The organism is Bacillus sp. EB106-04-04-XG123, assembly GCF_058791855.1.
Genome location: NZ_JBYTDZ010000006.1, coordinates 39170 through 61134, shown reverse-complemented (window position 1 = coordinate 61134; position 21965 = coordinate 39170). Strand labels below are relative to the sequence as shown.

Here is a 21965-nt window from a genome sequence, read left to right as displayed (position 1 = left end):
AAACAAATGAATGCAAACATACAACAACTGATCGATCAGACAAAGGCGAAATTTGGCTTAGATCTTTACTATCTAAAAAGGCACAATTTTCATCGTTACGTCAATATGTTCAATGAAACGGTGTATACATTGAATATGGAATGGTTTCCCACCCATGAAGCTGAACCAGAGGACGATGATCTAAACCCGGACGGCACTGCTGTGATTGACGTGAATTTGAATACAGGGCAGGTTGAAACGGTTATTTTTGTCATGGATAAAACCTTCGCGAAGAATGGTGTCACATTTAAGAGGCCTTATCCAGCTCATGCCATTCAATGGATTGAACAAGAAACAGGGTTGATTGATGGTGAGCATTTTCACTTGCAACAAAAGGAGAAAGGGGAACTTTTTTTCGAAGAAGCAATAGATGGTGTGAAAGTGACGCCTTCAGGCAGAATCGAGGTGAAATGGAATGAACATGGGCAGCTCATTCACTTTATACATCGAGGGCCATTTATGGCAAAAAAACGACTAAGAGCTGAAGAATATGTGCTTTCCATTGATAGGATCGAGGGTTTAGCTCAGCAGCAAGTGCAGCGGTTTGATTGGCCCTCCTTCGAGCAGAATCGAATCCGCCCTATATTTGCGTTAGAAGAAATTTATGTCAAGAACGATGGAACAGGAACGATACCATTTGAAATTGGACGTGAAGAAACACATTGTATACACATGAATCAGGTCATGGAGTGGAATGAACCTTTAACCAAAATCTTTGAAAAAAAGGAAATCAATATAAACGAGGACATTACTGCTGAACAAGCCTTCTCACTGGAGCCTTCACCAGATACATTCCCGATCTCAAAAGAAGAGCAAGCGGAGTGTATCAAAGCGGTTCGCACCTTTTTGGCGCAAAAATATTCAAAGGATACAGGGAAGTGGGTGCTTAAAACACTCCACCGTGATCATGGCTATATCGAAGCGATATTAAAAACGAATGAGCAAGAAGGCTGTGGATTTATGGATAAGATCAAGGTCTTCATTGATCCCAGCACTTTTGAAGCCATTAATTACATAGATAAAAAAGAGATGTTTCAAGTATGCGGGATACTCAATCCATCTCAAACAGCTAGTGAAATCACCATTTCTCAGAAAGAAGCCTTTGAAACATTGAGAGAACGCCTCGAACTTACACCCATCTACGTCTATGACGATGTGCAAAAACAATATGTTTTATGCGGCAAGCTTGACTGTCATGATGGCGTTGATGCAGTGAGCGGCGAAGTATTCTCTTTGACAGACCTTTCATAACTTCTAAAAGAACAGTGAGTAGCTGTTCTTTTTTGTCCTATTTTCCTCTTTTTAGAATAAAAATGGAATTTTGTAGAAGGAAGTTGTCGTTTCATCACGAAAGAAACAGATAAGAATATGATCATAGGTCCATCGGTGGGAATTCGTATTTCATACAGTAAACGTCATACATATGGAAAACTCATGACAGTAAAGTTGATCTACAAATCTTTTAGAAGAAAAAATGACATTGTGTCTCTAGTAGTATGCGAAAATAGGCGGACTGAGATCATAGGGTGAGTTGAACATGTTTGTTTTAGGTAAGCTTAAAGCTATAAATAGAAGAAAGTGAGGATATCTAACTTGAGTACATTGGAAGTGTTTCGTCAGTTTTTGGTTGACCATTATCCTGCGTTACAAGATGAGCTTTGGTTGCAAGATGTTGATACCCTTCGAATCTCTCCTATTCTTCATCCTTTTCTGAAAAGCAAGCTGCCAGAAGGAATCGAAAAATTCACTTGTGTCCTATTCACGCAGCAGACAGATCAAACTGCTGCACCGCTCAAAGTCTACCTTCTATTAGATGAATATGAGCAATCGCTTTATGCTATTGATTTGATGAATGAACAAATAGCGCTTCATTAATACAGAAGCAAAAAGCTGCTTGAGAGAGCTCCTCAGCAGCTTTTTTTGGTGAATCTTAGTTTGTCATATCAACCAATCTTGAGTGCAAGTTGTCCACTTCTTTCTTTGTTGGAAAAGAGCTGATCAGCAGCGTAGACCGTCCTAATTGATTAGGAAGTTCAGTATCGGTCACAATCATATCAATCCCAAGTCGATCCATTGTCTGTTCATTTAATGTATTTTCTGGACTTGTGAAAATATGAATGAGAGGAGGCAATCTTAATTTAATTAAATCCGCAATAAACAAACTATGATTATAACCTAATGTTGAAATGACAAAAATGTTCAACACGTTTCTCCGATCCATTTCCAAATGAACAAGACCCCTCCAGTTAGAAGTAATGATACGAATCAATTCTCGTTCATTTTTCACAAAAGAAGCAAGTATATCGTCTGTTTTTAACTCTTGGATGATATGAGTAATCCTCGAATAGAAGTAAGGAAGCTGTTTTTTTACCTCTGATAAATACCTCGATTTCTTTTTGAAAAGGAATCCATCTCTTACGGTAATTTCCCTAGAATACACATAATATTGGAGAAGAATCAGTGTCATCGCCTTGCGATTAGCCACCTCTTGATGAAATATCAACTCCAGTTGATTGATAAAGGAATGAATGGCTTCGAAGAGGTGTGGTGTATGCGATTGAAAGAACGTCAATTTTTCTTCGACAGTTTCAATTGATTTATAATGGCCAATAGCTGGTTCAATCAATAGTAAAAAGACAAATTCGTGACGATCCAACGTAACACCAAAAGTGTCCTTTGTCATTTGGCAAACGTGTTCTTCCAAGTTTTTGATTTGATTATAGATACCTTTAGCTGTAGATGTTTGTTTTTCCTTATCCATTGAGTACCTATAATCGCGTCGTATTGAAAAATTTTTCCTCACTCGGTGTATGGAAACGGCGAGCCATAGGCAAAATTTATCTATCGCCACATCAGGTAGATTGACTTCGAGCACCTGAAATAGCTTTTGTAAAAAATCAACTGCATCTTGCTTTTGAATATCATCGAATGGCCAAAGCCTGCTTCCATAGACTTCAAACAAAAATTCCACAAAAAATTGACGAATCTCCTTCTCATTTCCATGGAACTGCATACTATCTGGTCGTAACTCAATGTCATACGAGATAAGAAGCGAATTGATTTTATGAATGGTGTTATACAATGTGGATCTACTGATATTCAGTATGTCCATCCATTCATAGAAAGATCTGTTTTGTTCAAAGAAAACGCCATCAATCAATCGAATTTCAATCGTATCTTTTAGAATTTCTTTGATATAGTAGTCGACTCGTATCGTCTGTGTATAACAAATGGATATGCCTTGTCTTGGCTTTATGTGGATTAACGGCTCTCCGTTTTCTGTTTGGAACGACTTCATTTGTTCTAAATCGCTTTGAATGGCACGAACCGAACCGATTTGTTCATTCGATATCTCTTGAAGGCTCCACCACTTATCTTTTGATACAAGCAGTTTTAAAATTTTTATCCATCTCTTTGATTTATTATCAATGAGCTCCATTAAACAACTAACTCCTTCCCTTGGCTTGCCTCTATATTATGAAGTTCACTTAAAGAACATTTGATTTTCTAAATAGGCATAAAATGATTTTAATGTTTAGGCTAAATCGTTTTGTCTTCACTTTTCATGATAAAAGAGAAAAAAATTAGACGAAAACAAATATTATTCGTTAATTCTCCATATTTTTCTTTTAAAAGGTGATAATTATGCCATGAATCCTATAAAAATGGATCATTTTAGATATTTTGTTTATTTTTTTGCTGTTGAAACGGTAAATGAAAGAATAAAATGCAGCAGATTTTTGATTACCATATGAAAGGGAGTAGAAAGGAATGCGGTCTATATGATGCTGAACTGTCTAACCATACATACAATATGATACATGCTTGTTTCATATGAACGAACTATATGTGAATACATGCTTATATATGCATGTACACATCGTTTATTGTTCATTCAAGTATCAATAGAAAAATTCATATTTATTCTTTCATGATCCCTCTCACTATTCCCCATTTCTATGGACCCCAATCCAGTTATTGAATCCACTATCATGATTGATCAACTCATTTTATTCATAGGGTCGTAAGGTGCAATTTTTTAGAAAATATTTGATCAGAAGCGGAGTGATTGATCGGACAGTATACAACTGATTTTTTTATCATTGCTGAAAATTAATTTTAGAAAAGGGTGGATGTATTGAAAAGAATATTGTCACTGGCACTCATTACAGTGCTAGTCATACAGTCTAGTATATTAGGAGTCTTGCCTTTAGCAGGGGCACAAGCAAAAGAAATTCAAGAAAATATTTATGGGGATATTGAGTTTGCTGATAGCGAAGGCAATAAGTTATCAAGCATGGAAGATCAGCAAGTAAGAAAGGCCACTGTGCATTGGTCAATAAAAGGAATTGATCTAAAAAAACAATATCCGTATGTTCTCACTCTTCCTTCAGCCATCCAGGTAGAGAAGGAGCAGAAGGAACCCATTACTGTAGGTGACATACCTGTTGGCGAGTATACCGTTTCAAAACAAAATGAAGTGACGGTAAAATTTAAAGAAGATGTTGAGATCGATCCAAATTTAGAAGGATCAATTGACATCGATGTCACCAGTATAACTCAGCAAGAAGAGAAAACAAAGCAAAATGAGGGTGAAGAAAGCCTTCCAAAAGATGACTCAACCTCATCTGAGAAAGATAAAGCTTCTAACAATCAAGAAGCCGCTCAAACGAAACAAAACGAAGAAGATGAATTACTAAAAAACAAAGTGAGCGTGTCTAAGCGTGCAGGGCTGCAAAGTGTTACAAAACAAACGCTGATACAAGAAAATCTCCTCACTGATGCGAAATTAATATATGAAGATCCGGAAGGAAATTCAGTTGAGAAACCTGATATCAACTCGCTGATTTCCATTAACTATGAGTGGGCCATCCCGAATGGGCATAGCTATAATGGCGGGGATGAATTCCATTTCAAGGTTCCAGAGGAATTAGTGATTTACGAAAAAATCGATCGTCTCGAGATGAAATTTAATCAGGCAACCGTTGGTTATTTCTCTGTAGATGAGAGCGGAAATGCCTCCATCGAGTTCACCGATTTTATTAAACAATATTCAAATATCCATGGAACACTTCAAGTTTGGACGCAATTAGATCAACAAACAGTCATCACGGAAGAAAAAGAAGTCATCATTACCCCGATTGAAGGCAAGGATACGGTATCCATTCCGATTCAATACATTCCAAATGGTCCAAACGTCTCTAAAAAGGGAAAACCAAATCGATCTTACAATGCTGAAACCATTCAATGGACAGTAGATTTTAATATGGACTTAGACGATGTGAAACAAGCGAAGCTATTAGATCCGATTCAAGAAGGTCAGGCATTGAAAAAAGATTCAATCAAGCTTTATCGTATCGATACAAAGCTAAATGGGGAAACATCGATTGGTCAGCTGCTTGACGAAAACCACTACACAATCGGCCAAACAGCAGATGGTCAAGATTTCACGATTGAATTTAAAGATGACGTGCATCTAGCTTACCGTTTAATGTATGAAACGGACATTACAAATCAAGATCAGTCTGCATTTCGTAATAAAGCGTCCCTAGTTTCCGGTGATAAAGTGATCAGTTCAGCAGAAGGCACAGTGAATGTGACAAGAGGCAGTCCTTTAAATAAAAAAGCCGCTCACTACGATCCAGTCACACAAACGATTACTTGGGAAATTCGATATAACTATAACGAAAAAAAGCTGGCTCAAAAGGATGCTTTGTTAGAAGACTACTTTAATGGCACACAGGCGCTGATTTCTGATTCATTTCAAGTCAAAGAAGTCACAATTGATCAAAATGGCAACGAAGCAGGGACAAAAGCGTTTGAAAATTATGTAGTTCAACCTCAAAAAAAGGATGAACAAAACGGGTTTACCTTGCAATTCAATCAAGATATTCAATCAGCTTATCTCATCACCTATCAAACAAAAGCAACCGAGCGGGTTTTTGAAGCTGAAGAGATCATCAATACGGTAACAGCTGGCAAAGAGAGCAAACAAGGGAAGCAAAGAATTGACCAGCAAATCCTAACGAAAAATCATGGAACACCAAATTACAAGACCAAGACTATTCCATGGCGTATCACCTTCAACAAAGATCAACAAACGATGAACAATCTAATATTAAAAGATACGTTTACAAACGAAGGATTGACGTTGCAAAAAGATAGTTTAAAAGTGACGACAGGCAATTCAGTGCTTGAAGAAGGCACAGATTACCTAATAATTGAACATGAAAATGGATTTGATATTCAATTTACGAAAGAGATTAAGACAGAACATATCGTCACATATACAACGTCTTTTGATTATGAAAAAAGAGCAGATAAAGACCAAAAGAATCTGCGTAATCATGTAAAGCTTGAATGGGTAAATGAAGATGGCAAGGATTTGACGAAGGAAAATCAATCTGTCTTCACGCCTGACACATACACGCAGTCTAATGGTTTTAAGAACGGAACTTATGATGCAAAGAAAAAAGAGATCACATGGAATATCGGTGTGAACTATAATTTGAAACATCTAGAAGAGGCGAGAATCGAGGATTTCATTCAAGGAAATCAGCGTTTGCTTAAAGATTCAATCACCGTCTATTCGCTTGATTTACAAGGCGGGGAAAATGGAGCAGAAGAAAAAGAGGTATTAGCGAAAGAACATTATGACATCAAATTCCTTGAAAATGAAAAGGGAGAAACAGGCTTCGAAGTCATTTTCAAAAAAGCCATTGATTCCCCATACAAAATCACGTATCAAACAAGTGTTGAAGGAATGGATTTAGTACAGAAAACCTACGAAAATAAAGCGACCCTTTATGATGGACAGACAAAAGAATCAGATGTGAATGCTGTGGTGTCCATTCCAAATGGAGGGAAATACACGAGCAAATCAGGAAATCAACAAGGGAAAGTTATTGATTGGAAAGTGAATATCAATTTTGGTCAATCAACAGTCCAAGATGCGACGATTATAGACCATCCAAGCAGTAACCAAGCCATAATTGAAAACTCATTTCATCTCTATTCGACGACAATAGATGAAAAGGGGCAAGTGACAAAAGCAGAAGAGCTGGAAAAAGGGAAGGATTACGAACTAGACCTTGAATTCGACCCAGATTCTTTTCAAATCAAATTTAAAGAAGAAATCACGAGACCATATATTTTAGAATACCAATCTCTCATTTTAGATAAGGTGGGAAGTACACTTCAAAACGAAGTAACGTTTAGAGGTGAAAATGTAAAAGAAATTAAAAAGGAATCCGAAGCCTCAATTGTGGTCAAACGCACCGCTGGCATGGGGGACGGCACAGGAGCGATTGGTGCTTTAACCGTTAAAAAGGTAGATGCGAGTACTGGAAAAGCACTAAAAGGAGCAAGCTTCTCTCTGACAGATGCTGCGAGCGGCATCGTCATTGGTACAAAGACAACAGATGAAGAAGGATCTCTTCGATTTGATCGTCTTCTGTATGGTGATTATATCGTGACAGAAGAGAAAGCACCTGATGGTTATATTAAAACCAAGGATCCGATCCATATAACGATTGATCAGCCTTACGAATCTGGAGATCAAGCGAAAACAGGAAATAGCATGACGGTGCAAAACCAAGAAATCCGCCAGCATGTCAAGTTAACGAAAAAAGACAAAGAGACGGGTGCAGCATTAGAGAATGCAGAATTTGAACTGAAAAATGAATCTGGAGATACCGTCCAAACCGATTTGAAAACGGATGAAAAAGGAGAAATCCTTTTCAAACATCTTGAGCCAGGTTCCTATTATTTTGTTGAGACAAATGCACCGAAAGGCTATCAATTAAATCAGCAAAAATGGCCGTTCACCATTAAAGAAAATCAAACAGAAACAACAATTGTAACTGCAGTAAATGACATCATCAAAGGCTCAGCAGAATTGAGCAAAATAGGTGAAGGCGGAGAGCGACTAGAAGGTGCACAGTTCAAGCTTTTAGATCAAGATGGGCATGAGCTAAAAGGTTCGCTTGTCACAGGAGAAAATGGCAAGATCACGATAAACGAACTAAGGCCGGGCACGTATCAGCTCATTGAAACAAAAGCACCCGATGGTTATGTATTAGATGAAACGCCAATCAAATTTGAAGTACCACTTGATCCAAAGGAACCAGTCGTCATTTCGCAAAAGAACTTCTATGAAACAAGTGCATTAGAAGTGAAAAAAGAAGGGGAAGATGGCAAGAAGCTTCAAGGTGTTCAATTTGAAGTCTTGGATCAAAATGACAAAGTCGTACGTAAAGATTTGACAACAGATGAAGATGGGAAGATTTTGGTCGACAATCTCAAACCGGGCAAATATCAGCTCGTGGAGACAGAGAGTATTGATGGTTACCAAAAGAAAAATAAATCTTATCCTTTTACCATCGAAATCGCACAAAAAACACCGGCAGAAATCAAAGTGATCAATGATCTCAAAACTGGATCTGTCCAGCTCACGAAGCTCGGTGAAAAGGATGATGTGCTTGAAGGAGCAGAATTCAAGCTTATAGATGCAAATGGAAAAGAGATGAAAACAGGTCTTGTCACTGATCAGAACGGGAAGATCATCGTCAACGATCTGAAGCCTGGAACCTATCAGTTTGTTGAAACGAAGGCGCCATTCGGTCACGAGCTTGACGAAACACCTGTCACTTTTGCTATTCCATTTAACCCTGAGAAGCTGGTCAGTGTGACAAAAGAAAATAGCCGCAAAACAGGCGGAGTGCTGCTCCACAAAAAAGGCGAAGATGGGAAATCATTAGAAGGGGTTGTCTTTGATCTATCTGATGATAAAGGAAAGATAGTGGCAGGAGGAGAAGGAATTACAACCAATCAGGATGGAAAGATCACCTTCACAGGGCTAAAACCTGGAACCTATCAATTTGTTGAAAGAAAGAGTCTTGAAGGCTATGAATTGAGTACGAAACCACTTGTCTTTGAAGTTGAATTAGGTCAAAAAGAATTGATTCAAGTGGAGGCAATCAATCAGCTCAAGAAAGGTTCTGTAGAACTCACAAAAATAGGGGAAGAAAAAGAAAGATTGAAAGGCGCAGAATTTACACTTTTCAATGACGATGGCAAAGAAATGATGTCAGGTTTAACAACAAACGAGAAAGGCATCATCACTGTCAACGATTTGAAACCAGGCGCTTACCAATTGGTTGAAACGAAGGCTCCGTTTGGACATAAACTAGATGCAGAACCAGTAGAATTTAAAATTGATTTCAACCCAAATCAACTGGTGAAAGTGACAAAAGAAAATATTCGGACGACAAGTGCTGTGAAGCTTCAGAAAAAAGGAGAGGATGGTCAGTTGCTCGCTGGGGTGACCTTCGATCTGATGGATGAGCATGATCAGCGTATTCAGAAAGACTTAAAGACAGACAAAAACGGTCAACTGACAGTCGATCAACTGAAGCCAGGAACCTATCGATTTGTCGAAACAGCAAGCATTGCCGGCTATGAATTGGATCAGACACCTGTCTCATTTACGATTCGTTTAGGTCAAGACAAACCAGCAAAAGTAGAAATGATCAACAAACTGACGCCGGGAGCAGTGGAACTGACCAAAATCGATGATGAGGGACATCCGCTGGAAAATGCAGAGTTTGCTCTTCTGAGTAAAGAAGGAAAAACGTTGAAGAAATCACTTGTAACGGACCAAAAAGGAAAGCTTCACATCAACGATCTAAAACCGGGAGAATATCAATTCGTTGAAACGAAAGCACCTCATGGTTATGAATTGGATAATAAGCCGATCCTGTTCACAATTGAGAAAAATCAGCAGAAGCCGCTTCAATTAACAGCGAAGAATCACTTGATCTTAGGAAGTCTGCGTATCATAAAGGTAGACCAGCAGACAGATAGAACCTTAAAAGGGGCAGCCTTTGACATTCGTACAAAAGCTGGGAAAACCATAAAATCTGTGACAACAGGAAAAGACGGAGAAGCCATTGTCAAAGGGCTTAAACCTGGAGAGTATCTACTCACAGAGACAAAAGCACCAGATGGTTATGTAGCTTTAAAGAAACCGCTCGCTTTTACAATTCAAATGGGCGAAGTGGAGATCAAGACAATGATTGTGAAAAATGCACCAGTGAAGAATGAAGAGGACCACACGAATCCTCCAGCTTCAGATAAAGGGGATCAACATCCGCCTCATGACTCAAACGGAGAGCTGCCAAAGACTGGAGAAGAATGGCTGCGTTACTTGATGTATGCAGGGATTTTACTAGTAGCTTCTGGAACTGTTCTTCTTGTTCTTAGAAGAAGAACCATTCAGTAAGAGGAAGGAACGAGTGTATTGATGAAAAAAAGAACCTTATTAGGAAGCTTTTTGGTGGTCACGGGGCTGATGCTCATCTCCGTTCCTTTTCTATATGAGTGGCGAACTTCTCAAGAGACAGCAGCAATGGAACAGGCATTAAAGATGATTGAAGAAAATGAAAGTGATGCCCTTTCTTCTATTCCACATTTAACTGTGTCAGAAGAAGACCTGCGAGATGTGATGGAGTTAGAGATCCCGTCAATTGATTTAAACGAAAAAGTGCTTCCTGTTACAACAAAAGAAAATTTAGGCATTGCATTGACTCAAATCAAATCTCATCAAATGCCAGGTGAAGGAAATTTCACGATTGCAGGCCATAGAGGGTATAGAGGCGACCGGCTTTTCCGGCAGCTGCCAGAGGTACCTAAAGGAGAAAAAGTCGTCTTACATCATCAAGCTGAAACATACGAATATAAAATTGTCAGCTCTGCTACGATAGAACCGACGGATGTGGATGTATTAAAGGATCGCGGGAAAAATGAACTGACATTGATCACTTGTACACTTGATGGTCAGAAACGCTTTGTCTTAAAAGGAATACGAATCAACGCTTCAAAGGGTGAACAGCTGTCGGATGTATAACACCAACATAATAAATGATGGATGCGATGGAAAAGCAGCGCTCACGACCGATATGTTACACCAATTGTTATCAGAGCAATATCCAACTTTAAAAAACGAACGTTGGGATGTTGATGTAGATACAATTCGGGCTTCACCTATTCTTCACCCTTTATTAAAAAGAAAGCTGCCAGTTGGTATTGAAAAATTCACATGTGTTTTGTTCACGCAGCGGACAGCAGCTTTTGGAGAGCCTTTGATTGTGTACTTTCTGTTGGATGAGAAAGGCGAATCGATTTACGCAATGGATCTATTGCTTGAGCAGCAAAACACCCATTAAACGAGAAAGAATTTAAGGTTTAAAAATAAAATCAGTCATATCATGAGGACTCTAATTCGTATACGAATTAGAGTTCTTTTATTTGTTTATATATAGGCGTTTTACTAACTTTATTATCTACTAAAATTAGCATATCAATTGGTAGAAGTCCGCTGCCTAGCAGATAGTCTCCAATGACTGTTTCATAAGAAATATTAGAAAATGCTAAAGATCATAATGTGTTGACTCCAAAATACTGATAAAATTTATTTGGATATTCCTTAATTATAGGTGTGGAGGTAAAAGCATGCGAAAAGAAGACCCCCAATATATTTTTCATCATGATAAACGACCAGAAGTTGTTCATGATTTAGCCGATGTAGATGAAAATTCCACTGAGTTGTTAATTACAGGGAAAACAATAAACATTGAAAAATTGAAATCTTTTTCTAACCTAACGAAATTGTGGATTTACAAAGTGGACCAAAAGGAATTCAATACGATCTTGAGTTTAGTTAATCCCAAAATGCTCTTTGTGCATGAACTGAGAGTAGAAGATTTATCAATCATAAGTTCTCTTAAAGATGTTGAGGTATTGGCACTTGAATGGAATACAAAGGCACAAAGTTTATGGGATTTATCAAAAAACACGTTTTTAAAATCTTTATCCATAACAGACTTTTCAAAGTTGAATGACATAGCCCCTTTGCAAAAAAACACTGGTTTAGAATTGCTGCAATTGTCAGGCGGGGTTTGGAATTCATTAAATTTAAATACGCTTCAACCTTTAAGATACCTCAAGAATTTAAAATATCTGTGCTTATCAAATATAAAAGTGAAGGACGAGTCTTTAGAGCCAATATCGGAATTAGAGGGACTCAAGGAACTTGAAATCTCGAACCAATTCCCGACAGAAGAATATGCCAGATTATCCGTAACCCTCCCAAATACGAAGTGTGATCGTTTTGCACCATACATCTTTTTATCAAGTCCTATTGTAGATAAAGATGTGATGGTGATTGGAAAGCGAAAACCGAAATTAAATTCAAAAGTGGATGGGGCAAAGTTGCAAAAATACGAAAAACAATTTAAAGCGTACCAACAAAAGTATATAAATTAACTTAAAAAGCAATGGAAAATCAATTCCATTACTTTTTCTATTACGCAAACAACTTCAGCCCAACCACACCAATCACAATCAGCAGCAGGCTGAGTATACGAATCATGTTTTTCGGCTCTTTAAATAGAATCATATTAAACAAGACAGAGCCCGCCGTTCCAAGCCCGATCCAGACCGTATAAGCGACGGATACTTGAACGGACGAGAACGAGGCGTATAAAAACAAAAAGGATAACGCAAACCCGCCGACAAATAAAATGCCTGTCGTGATTTGCTTTTTCTTACTAAACATATTGAGGCCAATGGTCCCGCCGATTTCGCAGGCAGAGGCTAACAGTACAAAAAACCAGCCCATGTTATACCGCTTCTCCTTTCTGCTCATGTGCATCTCCATCAGACACTTTCAGTCCAATAATTCCGAGAATTAAAATGCCCATAAATAAGAGCTTTTCTAATGAAAATGAACCGCCAAACAGCGCATAATCCATCAAAGATGTCCCAATCGTTCCAACTCCGGCAAACACGGCGTACACGGTCCCTGTCGGCAGCTTTTCGCAGGCCTTCATTAAAAAATAAAAATCAACCGGGATCAGGCAGATAATGATGGCCCACTCCCACAACGCATCTGCTCTATTTAAACCAAACACCCAAAGTAATTCGAATAAACAAGTGAGTGCAACATACATCCAGCTTTTTTTCATTGTATTTCCTCCTAAAACTCAAAACTGACGATTCGTCATTTTAAAGCCAAAAAAGAGCGTACAGCAAGTGCTGTACTAAGAATGTCGACAAAGGGCTAAAATGAACTTTATTTTAGCCCTTTGTTTTCTTTTCTGCGTGATAGAAAACCTTTGCAGTCTAGGAAGGACGAGCACAGGAGCGGAGCGAATTTGACATTCGTGAGCACCAGCGCGCAGGACTGACAACGAATGCGAGGGTTTGTCTACACGCTGCGTACAGCAAGTGCTGTACTAAGTTAAGGTGTCTCTATGCCAAGTGCGTAAAGAAGAAATTGCTTCACCTCTCGCTTTTGAATCAGAACCTCTTCTGTATCTGTTTCCGTAAATAAGTACATTTGCTCAGCAGACGATTCGAGTAAACCGATAATGAATTTCGCCGCGTAATGACAGTTCAAATTCGCACGGACTCGTTTGTCCTGCTTTGCTTTTTCTAGAAAAGCAGCGACCCATTTGTAAATCGGCTCATAAATATCTTCCCATTCCTTTAAATGCTCGGTGGCGGCTAAGCCTGAGTAGGTGAGGGCAAGGACATCACGGTATTGCCTTGTAAAAGCAAAAATGAATTCAACAAGCGCATCTGCTTGATCGAGGACATCTGCATGCTGAGTGAATTCCTTTTCGATCGCAGGCACCATCTGAGCGATCAGATGTTCAGCGATCGCAGGCATGACGGAAAGCTTTGAAGGAAAATATAAATAAAACGTTCCTTGTGCTACTCCTGCTGCTTTCACAATATCCGAAATGGTCGTCTTTTCAATGCCTTTTTCTTTAAACGCATCAATCGCAGCAAGCATAATCTTTTCTCGTTTCGACATATCATCACCGACCTTAAATGACTGAATGTCATTCAGTCTAGCGAGAAAATGACGATTTGTCAATATGGTTTTCTCTACATTGAATGTGAGAATAAGTGATGAATAGATGCGGGCAAGCCTGAATAAGCTGTAAATATGGTCAAGCATCATCATGTGAGAAAGGGGCAGCTTTCTGTATGACATCCAGTGCTATGTTTTCCATTGCTTATTTTCTCCTGCTCGTCCCGCTCTATTTACATATGAGATACAGACAGGCAAAAAAGCAACATCGTTTTATCTATTTACGAACAGAGTTGGTCCTTGCCTGCCTGTTTATTTATACGAATGTTTTATTATATTTGACGGTCTTTCCAAATCGTTTTTCCGCCCCAAGGGATCAGGTGAGTGTGAATCTCATGCCTTTGCAGTCCATTTATCAAAATCTTCACGCCTACCATCACGGCTATCCAAATCTCGTCTTTTTAAATTTAGCAGGGAACATATTGTTATTTGTTCCACTCGGTTTTTTTCTTTATCAAGCCTTTCGAACGATGCGCTGGCAAAAGGCGGTTCTTGGCGGCTTTCTCCTGTCAACCATGATCGAAATGCTCCAATGGATGTTCTCGCAATCTGGTATCATTACAAGAAGCAGCGATATTGATGATATTCTTTTAAATACACTTGGCACAGCGCTAGGCTGTATCGTGTTTCAGATCTATCGAAAAAGGAAGGAGAAAACCTGAGTGAAGCGAGTTTGTATCATTCCATGTGGCGCGAAGAAAATTTGGGACGTCGATCCAGAGGCGGGGAGCCAGCCAGCGAACCTTGTTTATTTAAGTCCCCTGCATCAGCGTACGAAAAGCTATGCTCAAACGTTCTTTTCAGACTGGATGATCTTATCAGCGAAGCACGGATTCTTAAAGGCAGATGATATCATACATGAAAATTATGATGTGGCTTTTGGTATACCGCATGCTAAGCAGATCACACGAGAAGAACTGAGCCAGCAATTTCATCAAAAAAATCTTTTCGCATATGATGAACTGGTAGTACTAGGTGGGAAGAAATATCGAAAAGTGATCGACCCTTTATTACATCCTCATCAAAAAGCGAATTACCCGCTGGCTCCATATAAAGGAATTGGCTATATGCTTCAGGCGTTACATCAAGCAGTGGAATCAAAAATAGAACTTCCGCCGCATATTTAACACATTCACATCTATCGGTAAGCAGGGTTTTGATCATTAAAAAGAGAATAATTGAAATAGCGATGCTGATTGTTTCATATCTTTTCAGCAGGCACTAGGATGCCCGTATCGCTCGGGTGAAGTGGCTCAATGAAAAAGGGAGGCGTATGAACATGACAACCATCTATTTAGCTGGTGATTCGACCGTTTCATCTTATCCAGATCGTCCTGTTCAAGGAGGATGGGGAGAGTTTTTACACCGCTATACAGCGCACGGCGTTCACGTCGACAATCGTGCCATTGGTGGAAGAAGCTCAAAAACATTCATTGAAGAAGGACGCCTTGATGACATATTGGCTGACATTCAGCCTGGAGACTGGCTTTTCACACAAATGGGGCACAATGATGCTTCCAAGGAGAAGCCCGAGCGCCATACAGATCCTTTCACGACGTATAAAAGCTACCTGTCTCAATATATTCACGGAGCAAGGGCAAAAGGGGCAACACCACTTTTACTCACTCCAGTCGGCCGTTTTCATGAAAAAGACGGAGAATATATCAACGATTTTCCTGATTACTGTGCCGCTATGAAAGAATTAGCCGATGAAGAAGAAGTTCTTCTCGTCGATTTAAATACCGCAAGTCTTCAGTTTTATCAAATTTCCGGCATAGAGAAAACGACCTCTTACTTTATGCTGTCAACAGGAATTGAGGATCGCACGCACTTTACAAAAGAAGGCGCAGATGCGATTGCAAGACTTGTTTCTCTTGAATTAAAAGACCTTGGTTTAACGATCGTGTGATGAATGACAGGACGAGTGAGCGCTCGTCCTGTTCTTTTTTTTGCAGAAAGCTATTGATTCCCTTCACTAGAGTAGACTACAATAGATACATATGATAATGAGAATCAATATCACTGATAAATAGATCATTCGATGGAAAACTGGAGGGACTCAAATGTCAGATCAGCTTGAATTGTTTGACGTCACCATTATTGGCGGCGGGCCAGCAGGCATGTACACCGCCTTTTATAGTGGGATGCGGGACTTAAAGACGAAGGTACTTGAGTACAACGAAAGCCTTGGCGGGAAAATCCTTCTGTATCCTGAAAAGGTCATTTGGGATGTCGGCGGTTTGCCGCCAACAAGAGGAGAACAGCTGATACAGCAGCTGGAAACTCAGGCGAAAACATTTGAACCAGAGATTGCACTGAATCAAAAAATCACGTCATTCGAGCGAGATGAACATAATCATATCCTACTGACGGCTGAAAATGGTGATCGTCATTTGACAAAGACCCTCATATTAGCGATGGGTCACGGCATTCCAGTTCAGCGGAAACTTGAAATCGAGCATGCAGACCGCTATGAAGTGACAAACCTTTATTACACTGTCCAGGAGCTCAAGACATTTGCAGGGAAGCGGGTTGTGATTTCTGGAGGCGGCGACTCAGCGGTTGACTGGGCCAATGCCCTTGCTCCAATTGCTGAAAGTGTCACCGTTGTGCATCGCCGTGACATGTTTGGCGGACATGAGAAAAACGTCGCCAATATGAAGGCGACTTGCAAACGAATTTTAACCCCGCATGAACTGACAGAACTGCATGGTCAAGGTGACAAAATTGATGCTGTCACCATTCAAAACATAGAGACAGGTGAAAAAGAACGAATCGAAACAGATGCTGTGATCGTTAATCACGGGATGAAAGGCGATTTAAGCGTGCTATCAGAATGGGGTCTCAAGCAAGGTGAATGGGGACTGATCGAGGTCAATGAAAAAATGGAAACCAATTTACCGGGCGTCTACGCAGTAGGCGACTTGTGTACACATAAAAGCAAGGTCCGCTTAATTGCTGGTACGTTTGTTGATGGAGTCAATGCGCTGAATAGCGCAAAGCTTTACATCGAACCAGAAGCCGAAAAAGTGGCATACGTTTCCTCTCATAATGAACGCTTTAAGGAGAAAAACAAAGAATTACAAACAGCTGGAGCTCGCTGATGAATATCCAGTCAAACATTGAAGTGCTAAAATTTTAGCACTTTTTTTATATGGAAGGAGAAAGAGAAAATGACAACCCGTACTCATACCATTCTGCGCATGAAAGAAAGTAAAGAGCGATCTCTTTCTGTCAAACAAACAGTCTCCTGGCATACATCTTTCCCTATGTTCTTGACATGCGACGGATCTGTGAGAATTGAAATGGAAGGATTGCAATATCAGCTAAACGCAAAAGACAGTATGTTGATCCGCTCAGGTATCAACGTAATGCTCCAATCTTTATCCAACGAACAGGTGGCGATTTATACGATCACATTTGATCAGTTTATCCTGACAAATGATGCGCAAAATGAATTGGTTTTTAAGATGAGTTATGATGATCTGCCGGATAATGGAGCAATGGTCAAAGGCTCTGCCGTGCTGTTTTCTTACATCAAACAAATGAAGGTGAGTCAGTGCATCCGAGAACAGGAGAAAAGGCTGGAGGACATCATGCACATTTTTCACCGTCAATCCAAGCCATACGCTGAGAAGGTGCATTATTCAATTGAAATGATTTTGCAGTATATGGCGCAGCATTATGAAAAAAAGCTTACGAGAAAAGACTTAGCCCATAAGATGGGTTTTCATGAGAGTTATTTTTCGACCTTTTTCAAACAAAGTATGGGACTGAGTGTGAGTGACTATATTGCACAAATTCGAATAGATGAAGCAAAAAAACGGCTTCTGCAAACAGATGATCAAATTCAAATGATTGCGCGGCAAGTGGGCTATACAGACAGTTTATATTTCAGCAGGAAATTCAGGCAGAAGACAGGAAGGTCCCCTAGTCAGTTCCGAAACAATCGAAGACCAGAGCGAATTGCTGCTTTTCAATTTGTCGGGTTATTGGGCGCGCTAGGCATTCGCCCTGTCTGCATTGACCAAGATACCTTTCACCATTCAGATATACTCAAAGATCAGCTGGCCGGTACGCTGGTCATAGATGAACACACGCCTGATGACGTATTCAAATCACTTCAACTAGATTTAATCATTATTCCTAACTATTTTTATTCGAAGCCTGCGTTGATCAAGCGGTTTGAGCGAATTGCCCCTGTCCTTGTTCTGCCATATGCCGGTGGTCATGTTGTACAAGAGGTCTTATCTACAGGGCGCCTGTTAGGAAGAGAGAAAGAGGCAGTTGATTGGGTGAAACGCTTTGAACATCTGAGTCAAAAGGCAAGAAATGATCTATCTTCCTTTAGGGAAAAAGGAGAGACAGTGGCGATTTATGAAATGAGAGGACATGACAAAGTGTACATGTGGTCCTATGATGCTAGAGGTGCCTTCTACCTTTACGAAACGCTTGACTTAAAGCCTCCGAAGACGATTCTAGAAGAAGTTCTTCTCCCCAATCAACATACAGTCATTCCTTTAGAAAGGTTAAGAGAATACGAGGCGGATCACATGTTTTTTATTGTAGGTGTTGAACATGGGTGGTATGAACAAATGGATCAGCGGATGGAGGAAAGCGATGTTCTTCGTCAATTGTCCGCTGTGAAAAATGGAACCTTCTACCCATTAAAGCTAGAGGATTTTCGATTTGATGAAGGGGAGCGGGCTCTTCATTTGATTGACCGTTTTGTCTCCCGATTGACTGCGGCAGCCAATCCAACAATTATCCATATGTAAGTTGCGAGAATCCTCCATAGACCACTTCGTATGAGGTTGGTAGAATACATGAGACTAGTAATTGATAACTATTCTCATTTGTATCTAGGAAATGAAGGAGGAATACTCATATGAAAAAGACATATTGGATATGTGCTGTCATCTTCATGCTGGTATTGTCAGCCTGTGGAAAAAAAGAAGAAGCCAAAACGGCAGAAACAGAGCAGCAAACGAAAACCATTGAGACTGTTAAAGGAAAAATCGACATTCCAGCAAACCCAAAACGCGTTCTCATAGATGGATATTTAGGCAGTGCAATTGCATTGGATGTTCACCCTGTAGGTGCAACGACTCAAGATTTAAAGAATGTACACTTGAAGGACAAGATCAAAGGTATAGAGGACATTAGTGACGAGCGTTCAGCTGAAAAAGCACTCAGCTTAAAGCCTGATCTAATTATCACCGCAGTACAGGATGAAAAAGTCTATGATGTGTATAAAAAAATAGCACCAACACTCGTATATCCTTACAATTCATTCAAAGACGCACATGAAGAAATCACAACCTTGGCCAAGGTGTTAAACAAAGAAGAGGAAGGAAAGGCGTTTCTCGCCTCCTTTGACCAACGAATCGAAGCAGCTCGAAAAAAAGTAAAATCTGTATTAAAAGAGAATGAAACAGTTTCCATCATGGGCGCATTTAAAAATGATGTGTTTGTGTATGGGAACGGAATTTACCGAGGTGGACAAGCACTATATCAACAATTGAAAGTGAATCCGCCAAAAGAGGTCAAAGATACAATTTTAAATAGTAAAACAGGCTATGAGGTACTCTCCTATGAAACCCTTCCGAAATATGCAGGGGATTATATATTCATTGATGAATCCAATGGCGGGACATTTGATAAAAATAATTCTATCTGGAAGAGTTTAAAAGCTGTCAAAAAGGAACAGACCTATCAACTGGATGCAGAATTCTTTTGGCCTTATGATCCCATTGCAGTCATGAATCAAGCTGAAAAGTTTGCTGATTTATTGTCAGATTTATCTCATCATTAGGAGGTCTGTCAATTGTTCAAACGTTTTTTTTCATACTACAAACCCTATATGGGGCTGTTTATATTAGATTTTTCCTGTGCGGTACTAGCGGCCTTACTCGAACTATCCTTTCCGCTAGCCATCAGTAAAGTGATGGACGATTTACTGCCAAATGGTGATTGGGAAGCCATTTGGTTCTGGGGCAGTTTGCTGCTCATTTTATATGTCATCAGTTCCACCATGCATTACGTTGTGACTTATTTTGGCCATAAGCTGGGGATCAATATTGAGACCGATATGAGGAATCAACTATTCTCTCATGTACAGAGAATGTCCTTCCGTTTCTTTGACCAAAAGAAAACAGGAAAGCTCGTTTCCCGCATGACCAATGATTTAATGGATATTGGAGAGATGGCACATCACGGCCCAGAGGATTTATTTATCGCCATCATGACATTAACGGGTGCGTTTGGCCTCATGCTATCGATTAACTGGCAGCTTGCGGTTCTCACATTTATTGTCGTTCCATTCCTGATCGGATTATCTGTCTACTTTACGAAAAAAATGTCTGCTGCTTTTGATAAAATGTTTTCAAGCATTGGACAATTCCATTCACGTGTGGAAAACAATATTAGCGGCATTCGTGTGGTGAAAGCATTCGGGAATGAGTCCCATGAAATGGATCGGTTTATCGAGCATAACGAGCAGTTTAGAAAAACAAAACTGACAACATATCAAATGATGGCACTGCATACAGCAGTGAGTCATTTACTCATTAAAAGTGTCACCGTATTTGGCCTCGTGTGCGGTGCATGGTTTGTGCTGCAAAAAAATATGACATATGGTGAATTTGTTTCATTCGTCCTATTAACAGGTATTTTCTTAGGACCCATTCAACAAATCAATGCAGTCATTGAAATGTATCCAAAAGGTGCAGCTGGCTTTAAACGATTCGCATCACTGATCGATCAAACACCAGATGAAAAGGATGATGAGGATGCAATCGAAGTCCATCAGTTAAAAGGGAATATCACTTTTGAGCATGTATCATTTCAATATGAACCAAATAAACCTGTGCTGCATGACATCAATCTTGAGGTCAAACAAGGAGAGAAAATTGCCATTGTCGGTCCATCTGGTGCCGGGAAATCGACCCTTTGCAATCTGCTCCCCCGTTTTTATGAATGGCAGGAGGGGAGCATTACAATTGATGGCATAGAAACGCGAAAGATGACACTTGCATCGCTGCGCGCACAAATTGGTGTCGTACAGCAGGACATTTATTTATTTCATGGGACGATACGCGAAAACATCCAATACGGAAAACTGAATGCATCTGAAGAAGAGATTTGGCAGGCAGTAGAGAAGGCTCAGCTGACGGAATTAGTCAATAGTTTGCCAAAAGGACTTGATACGATGATCGGTGAGCGTGGGATGATGTTATCTGGAGGACAAAAACAACGTATCTCCATAGCACGTATTTTCTTGAAAAATCCGCCTATTTTCATTTTAGATGAGGCGACCTCTTCGCTTGATACTGAGACAGAGTCTTTTATCCAAGCATCATTAGAAGAGCTGGCTGAAGGACGAACGACCTTTATCATTGCCCATCGTTTAGCGACAATTCAGCATGCCGACCGCATTATTGTTCTCACAAAAGAAGGCGTAAAAGAGCAAGGAAAACATGAAGAGTTACTCAAAATAGATGGTCTGTATCGTCGTTTATACGAAACACAATTTAGAATGTAAGGTTCGAAAAGAAGAAAAAGGGCTAAAATAAACATCATTTTAGCCCTTTTTGATGTTAGAAATTAACTGCGCGGCGCAAATAACATCACACTGACTCCAGCCAAACAGATCAAAGCACCCATCCAGTCATATAGATCAGGTGTTTTTCGATCGACCCACCAGCCCCAGAATACAGCAAGAATGACAAAAACACCGCCATAGGCAGCATAAACCCGTCCGAAAGTCGGAAACTGCTGAAAGGTCGGAATGACGCCATATGCGACTAGGATAAGGCTGCCGGCGATTCCGAAGCTGACAGGCTTTGCTTCACGGAGCCAAAGCCACACCAAATAGCCGCCGCCAATTTCTGCTAAACCTGCTAATAAAAAAAGAACTATCGTCACCATCATATATGGACACTCCAATTTCTCCAATTTACACCCTATTATGACATGCGGAAAGAAT

At 39.8% G+C, this 21965-nt stretch carries 18 protein-coding genes; 13 read left to right on the top strand and 5 right to left on the bottom strand.

The window, feature by feature from the left end:
• Window positions 1-6 precede the first annotated feature (6 nt).
• Together AC3WTB_RS17315 and AC3WTB_RS17310 are read left to right on the top strand one after the other, a co-directional pair.
• Window positions 7-1290 (top strand): hypothetical protein, encoded by a 1284-nt coding sequence (locus AC3WTB_RS17315; RefSeq protein ID WP_492334012.1) that lies wholly within the window; start codon window positions 7-9, stop codon window positions 1288-1290.
• 342 nt (window positions 1291-1632) lie between these two features.
• Window positions 1633-1914: a hypothetical protein gene (locus AC3WTB_RS17310; RefSeq protein ID WP_039177194.1), complete on the top strand. Its 282-nt coding sequence runs from the start codon at window positions 1633-1635 to the stop codon at window positions 1912-1914.
• 55 nt (window positions 1915-1969) lie between these two features.
• Here the strand turns inward: AC3WTB_RS17310 and AC3WTB_RS17305 are convergent, their stop codons facing one another.
• Window positions 1970-3478 carry an AcpB/EbpR/MafR family transcriptional regulator gene (locus tag AC3WTB_RS17305; protein WP_039177198.1) on the bottom strand — a complete coding sequence of 503 codons (1509 nt, stop codon included), beginning with the start codon at window positions 3476-3478 and terminating at the stop codon, window positions 1970-1972.
• A gap of 699 nt (window positions 3479-4177) precedes the next feature.
• Between AC3WTB_RS17305 and AC3WTB_RS17300 the strand changes: the two genes are divergently transcribed.
• The 4 genes from AC3WTB_RS17300 to AC3WTB_RS17285 all read left to right on the top strand — a co-directional run bounded on the left by AC3WTB_RS17300 (window position 4178) and on the right by AC3WTB_RS17285 (window position 12363).
• The gene (locus tag AC3WTB_RS17300; protein WP_492334011.1) at window positions 4178-10321 is read left to right on the top strand and encodes a SpaA isopeptide-forming pilin-related protein; all 6144 of its coding nucleotides are present in this window, start codon (window positions 4178-4180) and stop codon (window positions 10319-10321) included.
• Window positions 10322-10342: 21 nt separating this feature from the next.
• Window positions 10343-10945, top strand: a complete 603-nt coding sequence (locus tag AC3WTB_RS17295) for a class D sortase (RefSeq protein ID WP_058837499.1) — start codon at window positions 10343-10345, stop codon at window positions 10943-10945.
• A complete protein-coding gene (locus AC3WTB_RS17290) occupies window positions 10938-11264 on the top strand; it encodes a hypothetical protein (RefSeq protein WP_342503129.1) in 327 nt (108 codons plus the stop codon). Before AC3WTB_RS17295 ends, AC3WTB_RS17290 begins: the two co-directional genes overlap by 8 nt.
• Window positions 11265-11550: 286 nt before the next feature.
• Window positions 11551-12363 (top strand): leucine-rich repeat domain-containing protein, encoded by an 813-nt coding sequence (locus AC3WTB_RS17285; protein WP_342503130.1) that lies wholly within the window; start codon window positions 11551-11553, stop codon window positions 12361-12363.
• A 40-nt stretch (window positions 12364-12403) separates the two neighbouring features.
• Here the strand turns inward: AC3WTB_RS17285 and AC3WTB_RS17280 are convergent, their stop codons facing one another.
• From AC3WTB_RS17280 to AC3WTB_RS17270, 3 genes are all read right to left on the bottom strand, one after another.
• Window positions 12404-12718, bottom strand: a complete 315-nt coding sequence (locus AC3WTB_RS17280; protein WP_003217878.1) for a DMT family transporter — start codon at window positions 12716-12718, stop codon at window positions 12404-12406.
• 1 nt (window position 12719) lies between these two features.
• The gene (locus AC3WTB_RS17275) at window positions 12720-13064 is read right to left on the bottom strand and encodes a DMT family transporter (RefSeq protein WP_024425239.1); all 345 of its coding nucleotides are present in this window, start codon (window positions 13062-13064) and stop codon (window positions 12720-12722) included.
• A gap of 275 nt (window positions 13065-13339) precedes the next feature.
• Complete coding sequence (locus tag AC3WTB_RS17270) at window positions 13340-13918, bottom strand: TetR/AcrR family transcriptional regulator (protein WP_039183028.1); 579 nt, start codon at window positions 13916-13918, stop codon at window positions 13340-13342.
• A gap of 176 nt (window positions 13919-14094) precedes the next feature.
• On the opposite strand from AC3WTB_RS17270, the gene AC3WTB_RS17265 reads away from it, so the two are divergent.
• The 7 genes from AC3WTB_RS17265 to AC3WTB_RS17235 all read left to right on the top strand — a co-directional run bounded on the left by AC3WTB_RS17265 (window position 14095) and on the right by AC3WTB_RS17235 (window position 21521).
• Window positions 14095-14640 carry a VanZ family protein gene (locus AC3WTB_RS17265; protein WP_059377654.1) on the top strand — a complete coding sequence of 182 codons (546 nt, stop codon included), beginning with the start codon at window positions 14095-14097 and terminating at the stop codon, window positions 14638-14640.
• On the top strand, window positions 14641-15105 hold the full coding sequence (locus AC3WTB_RS17260; protein WP_041087307.1) for a DUF6884 domain-containing protein: 465 nt from the start codon (window positions 14641-14643) through the stop codon (window positions 15103-15105).
• A 152-nt stretch (window positions 15106-15257) separates the two neighbouring features.
• Window positions 15258-15887, top strand: a complete 630-nt coding sequence (locus AC3WTB_RS17255; protein ID WP_059377652.1) for a rhamnogalacturonan acetylesterase — start codon at window positions 15258-15260, stop codon at window positions 15885-15887.
• A 154-nt stretch (window positions 15888-16041) separates the two neighbouring features.
• A complete protein-coding gene (locus AC3WTB_RS17250; RefSeq protein WP_039177215.1) occupies window positions 16042-17082 on the top strand; it encodes an NAD(P)/FAD-dependent oxidoreductase in 1041 nt (346 codons plus the stop codon).
• Window positions 17083-17151: 69 nt separating this feature from the next.
• Entirely contained in the window at window positions 17152-18756 is a 1605-nt protein-coding gene (locus AC3WTB_RS17245; protein ID WP_064497751.1) for a helix-turn-helix domain-containing protein, read from the top strand.
• A 110-nt stretch (window positions 18757-18866) separates the two neighbouring features.
• Window positions 18867-19793 (top strand): ABC transporter substrate-binding protein, encoded by a 927-nt coding sequence (locus tag AC3WTB_RS17240; protein WP_492334010.1) that lies wholly within the window; start codon window positions 18867-18869, stop codon window positions 19791-19793.
• A gap of 12 nt (window positions 19794-19805) precedes the next feature.
• The gene (locus AC3WTB_RS17235) at window positions 19806-21521 is read left to right on the top strand and encodes an ABC transporter ATP-binding protein (RefSeq protein ID WP_492334009.1); all 1716 of its coding nucleotides are present in this window, start codon (window positions 19806-19808) and stop codon (window positions 21519-21521) included.
• 62 nt (window positions 21522-21583) lie between these two features.
• Here the strand turns inward: AC3WTB_RS17235 and AC3WTB_RS17230 are convergent, their stop codons facing one another.
• Window positions 21584-21910: a YnfA family protein gene (locus AC3WTB_RS17230; RefSeq protein WP_024425817.1), complete on the bottom strand. Its 327-nt coding sequence runs from the start codon at window positions 21908-21910 to the stop codon at window positions 21584-21586.
• Window positions 21911-21965 lie beyond the last annotated feature (55 nt).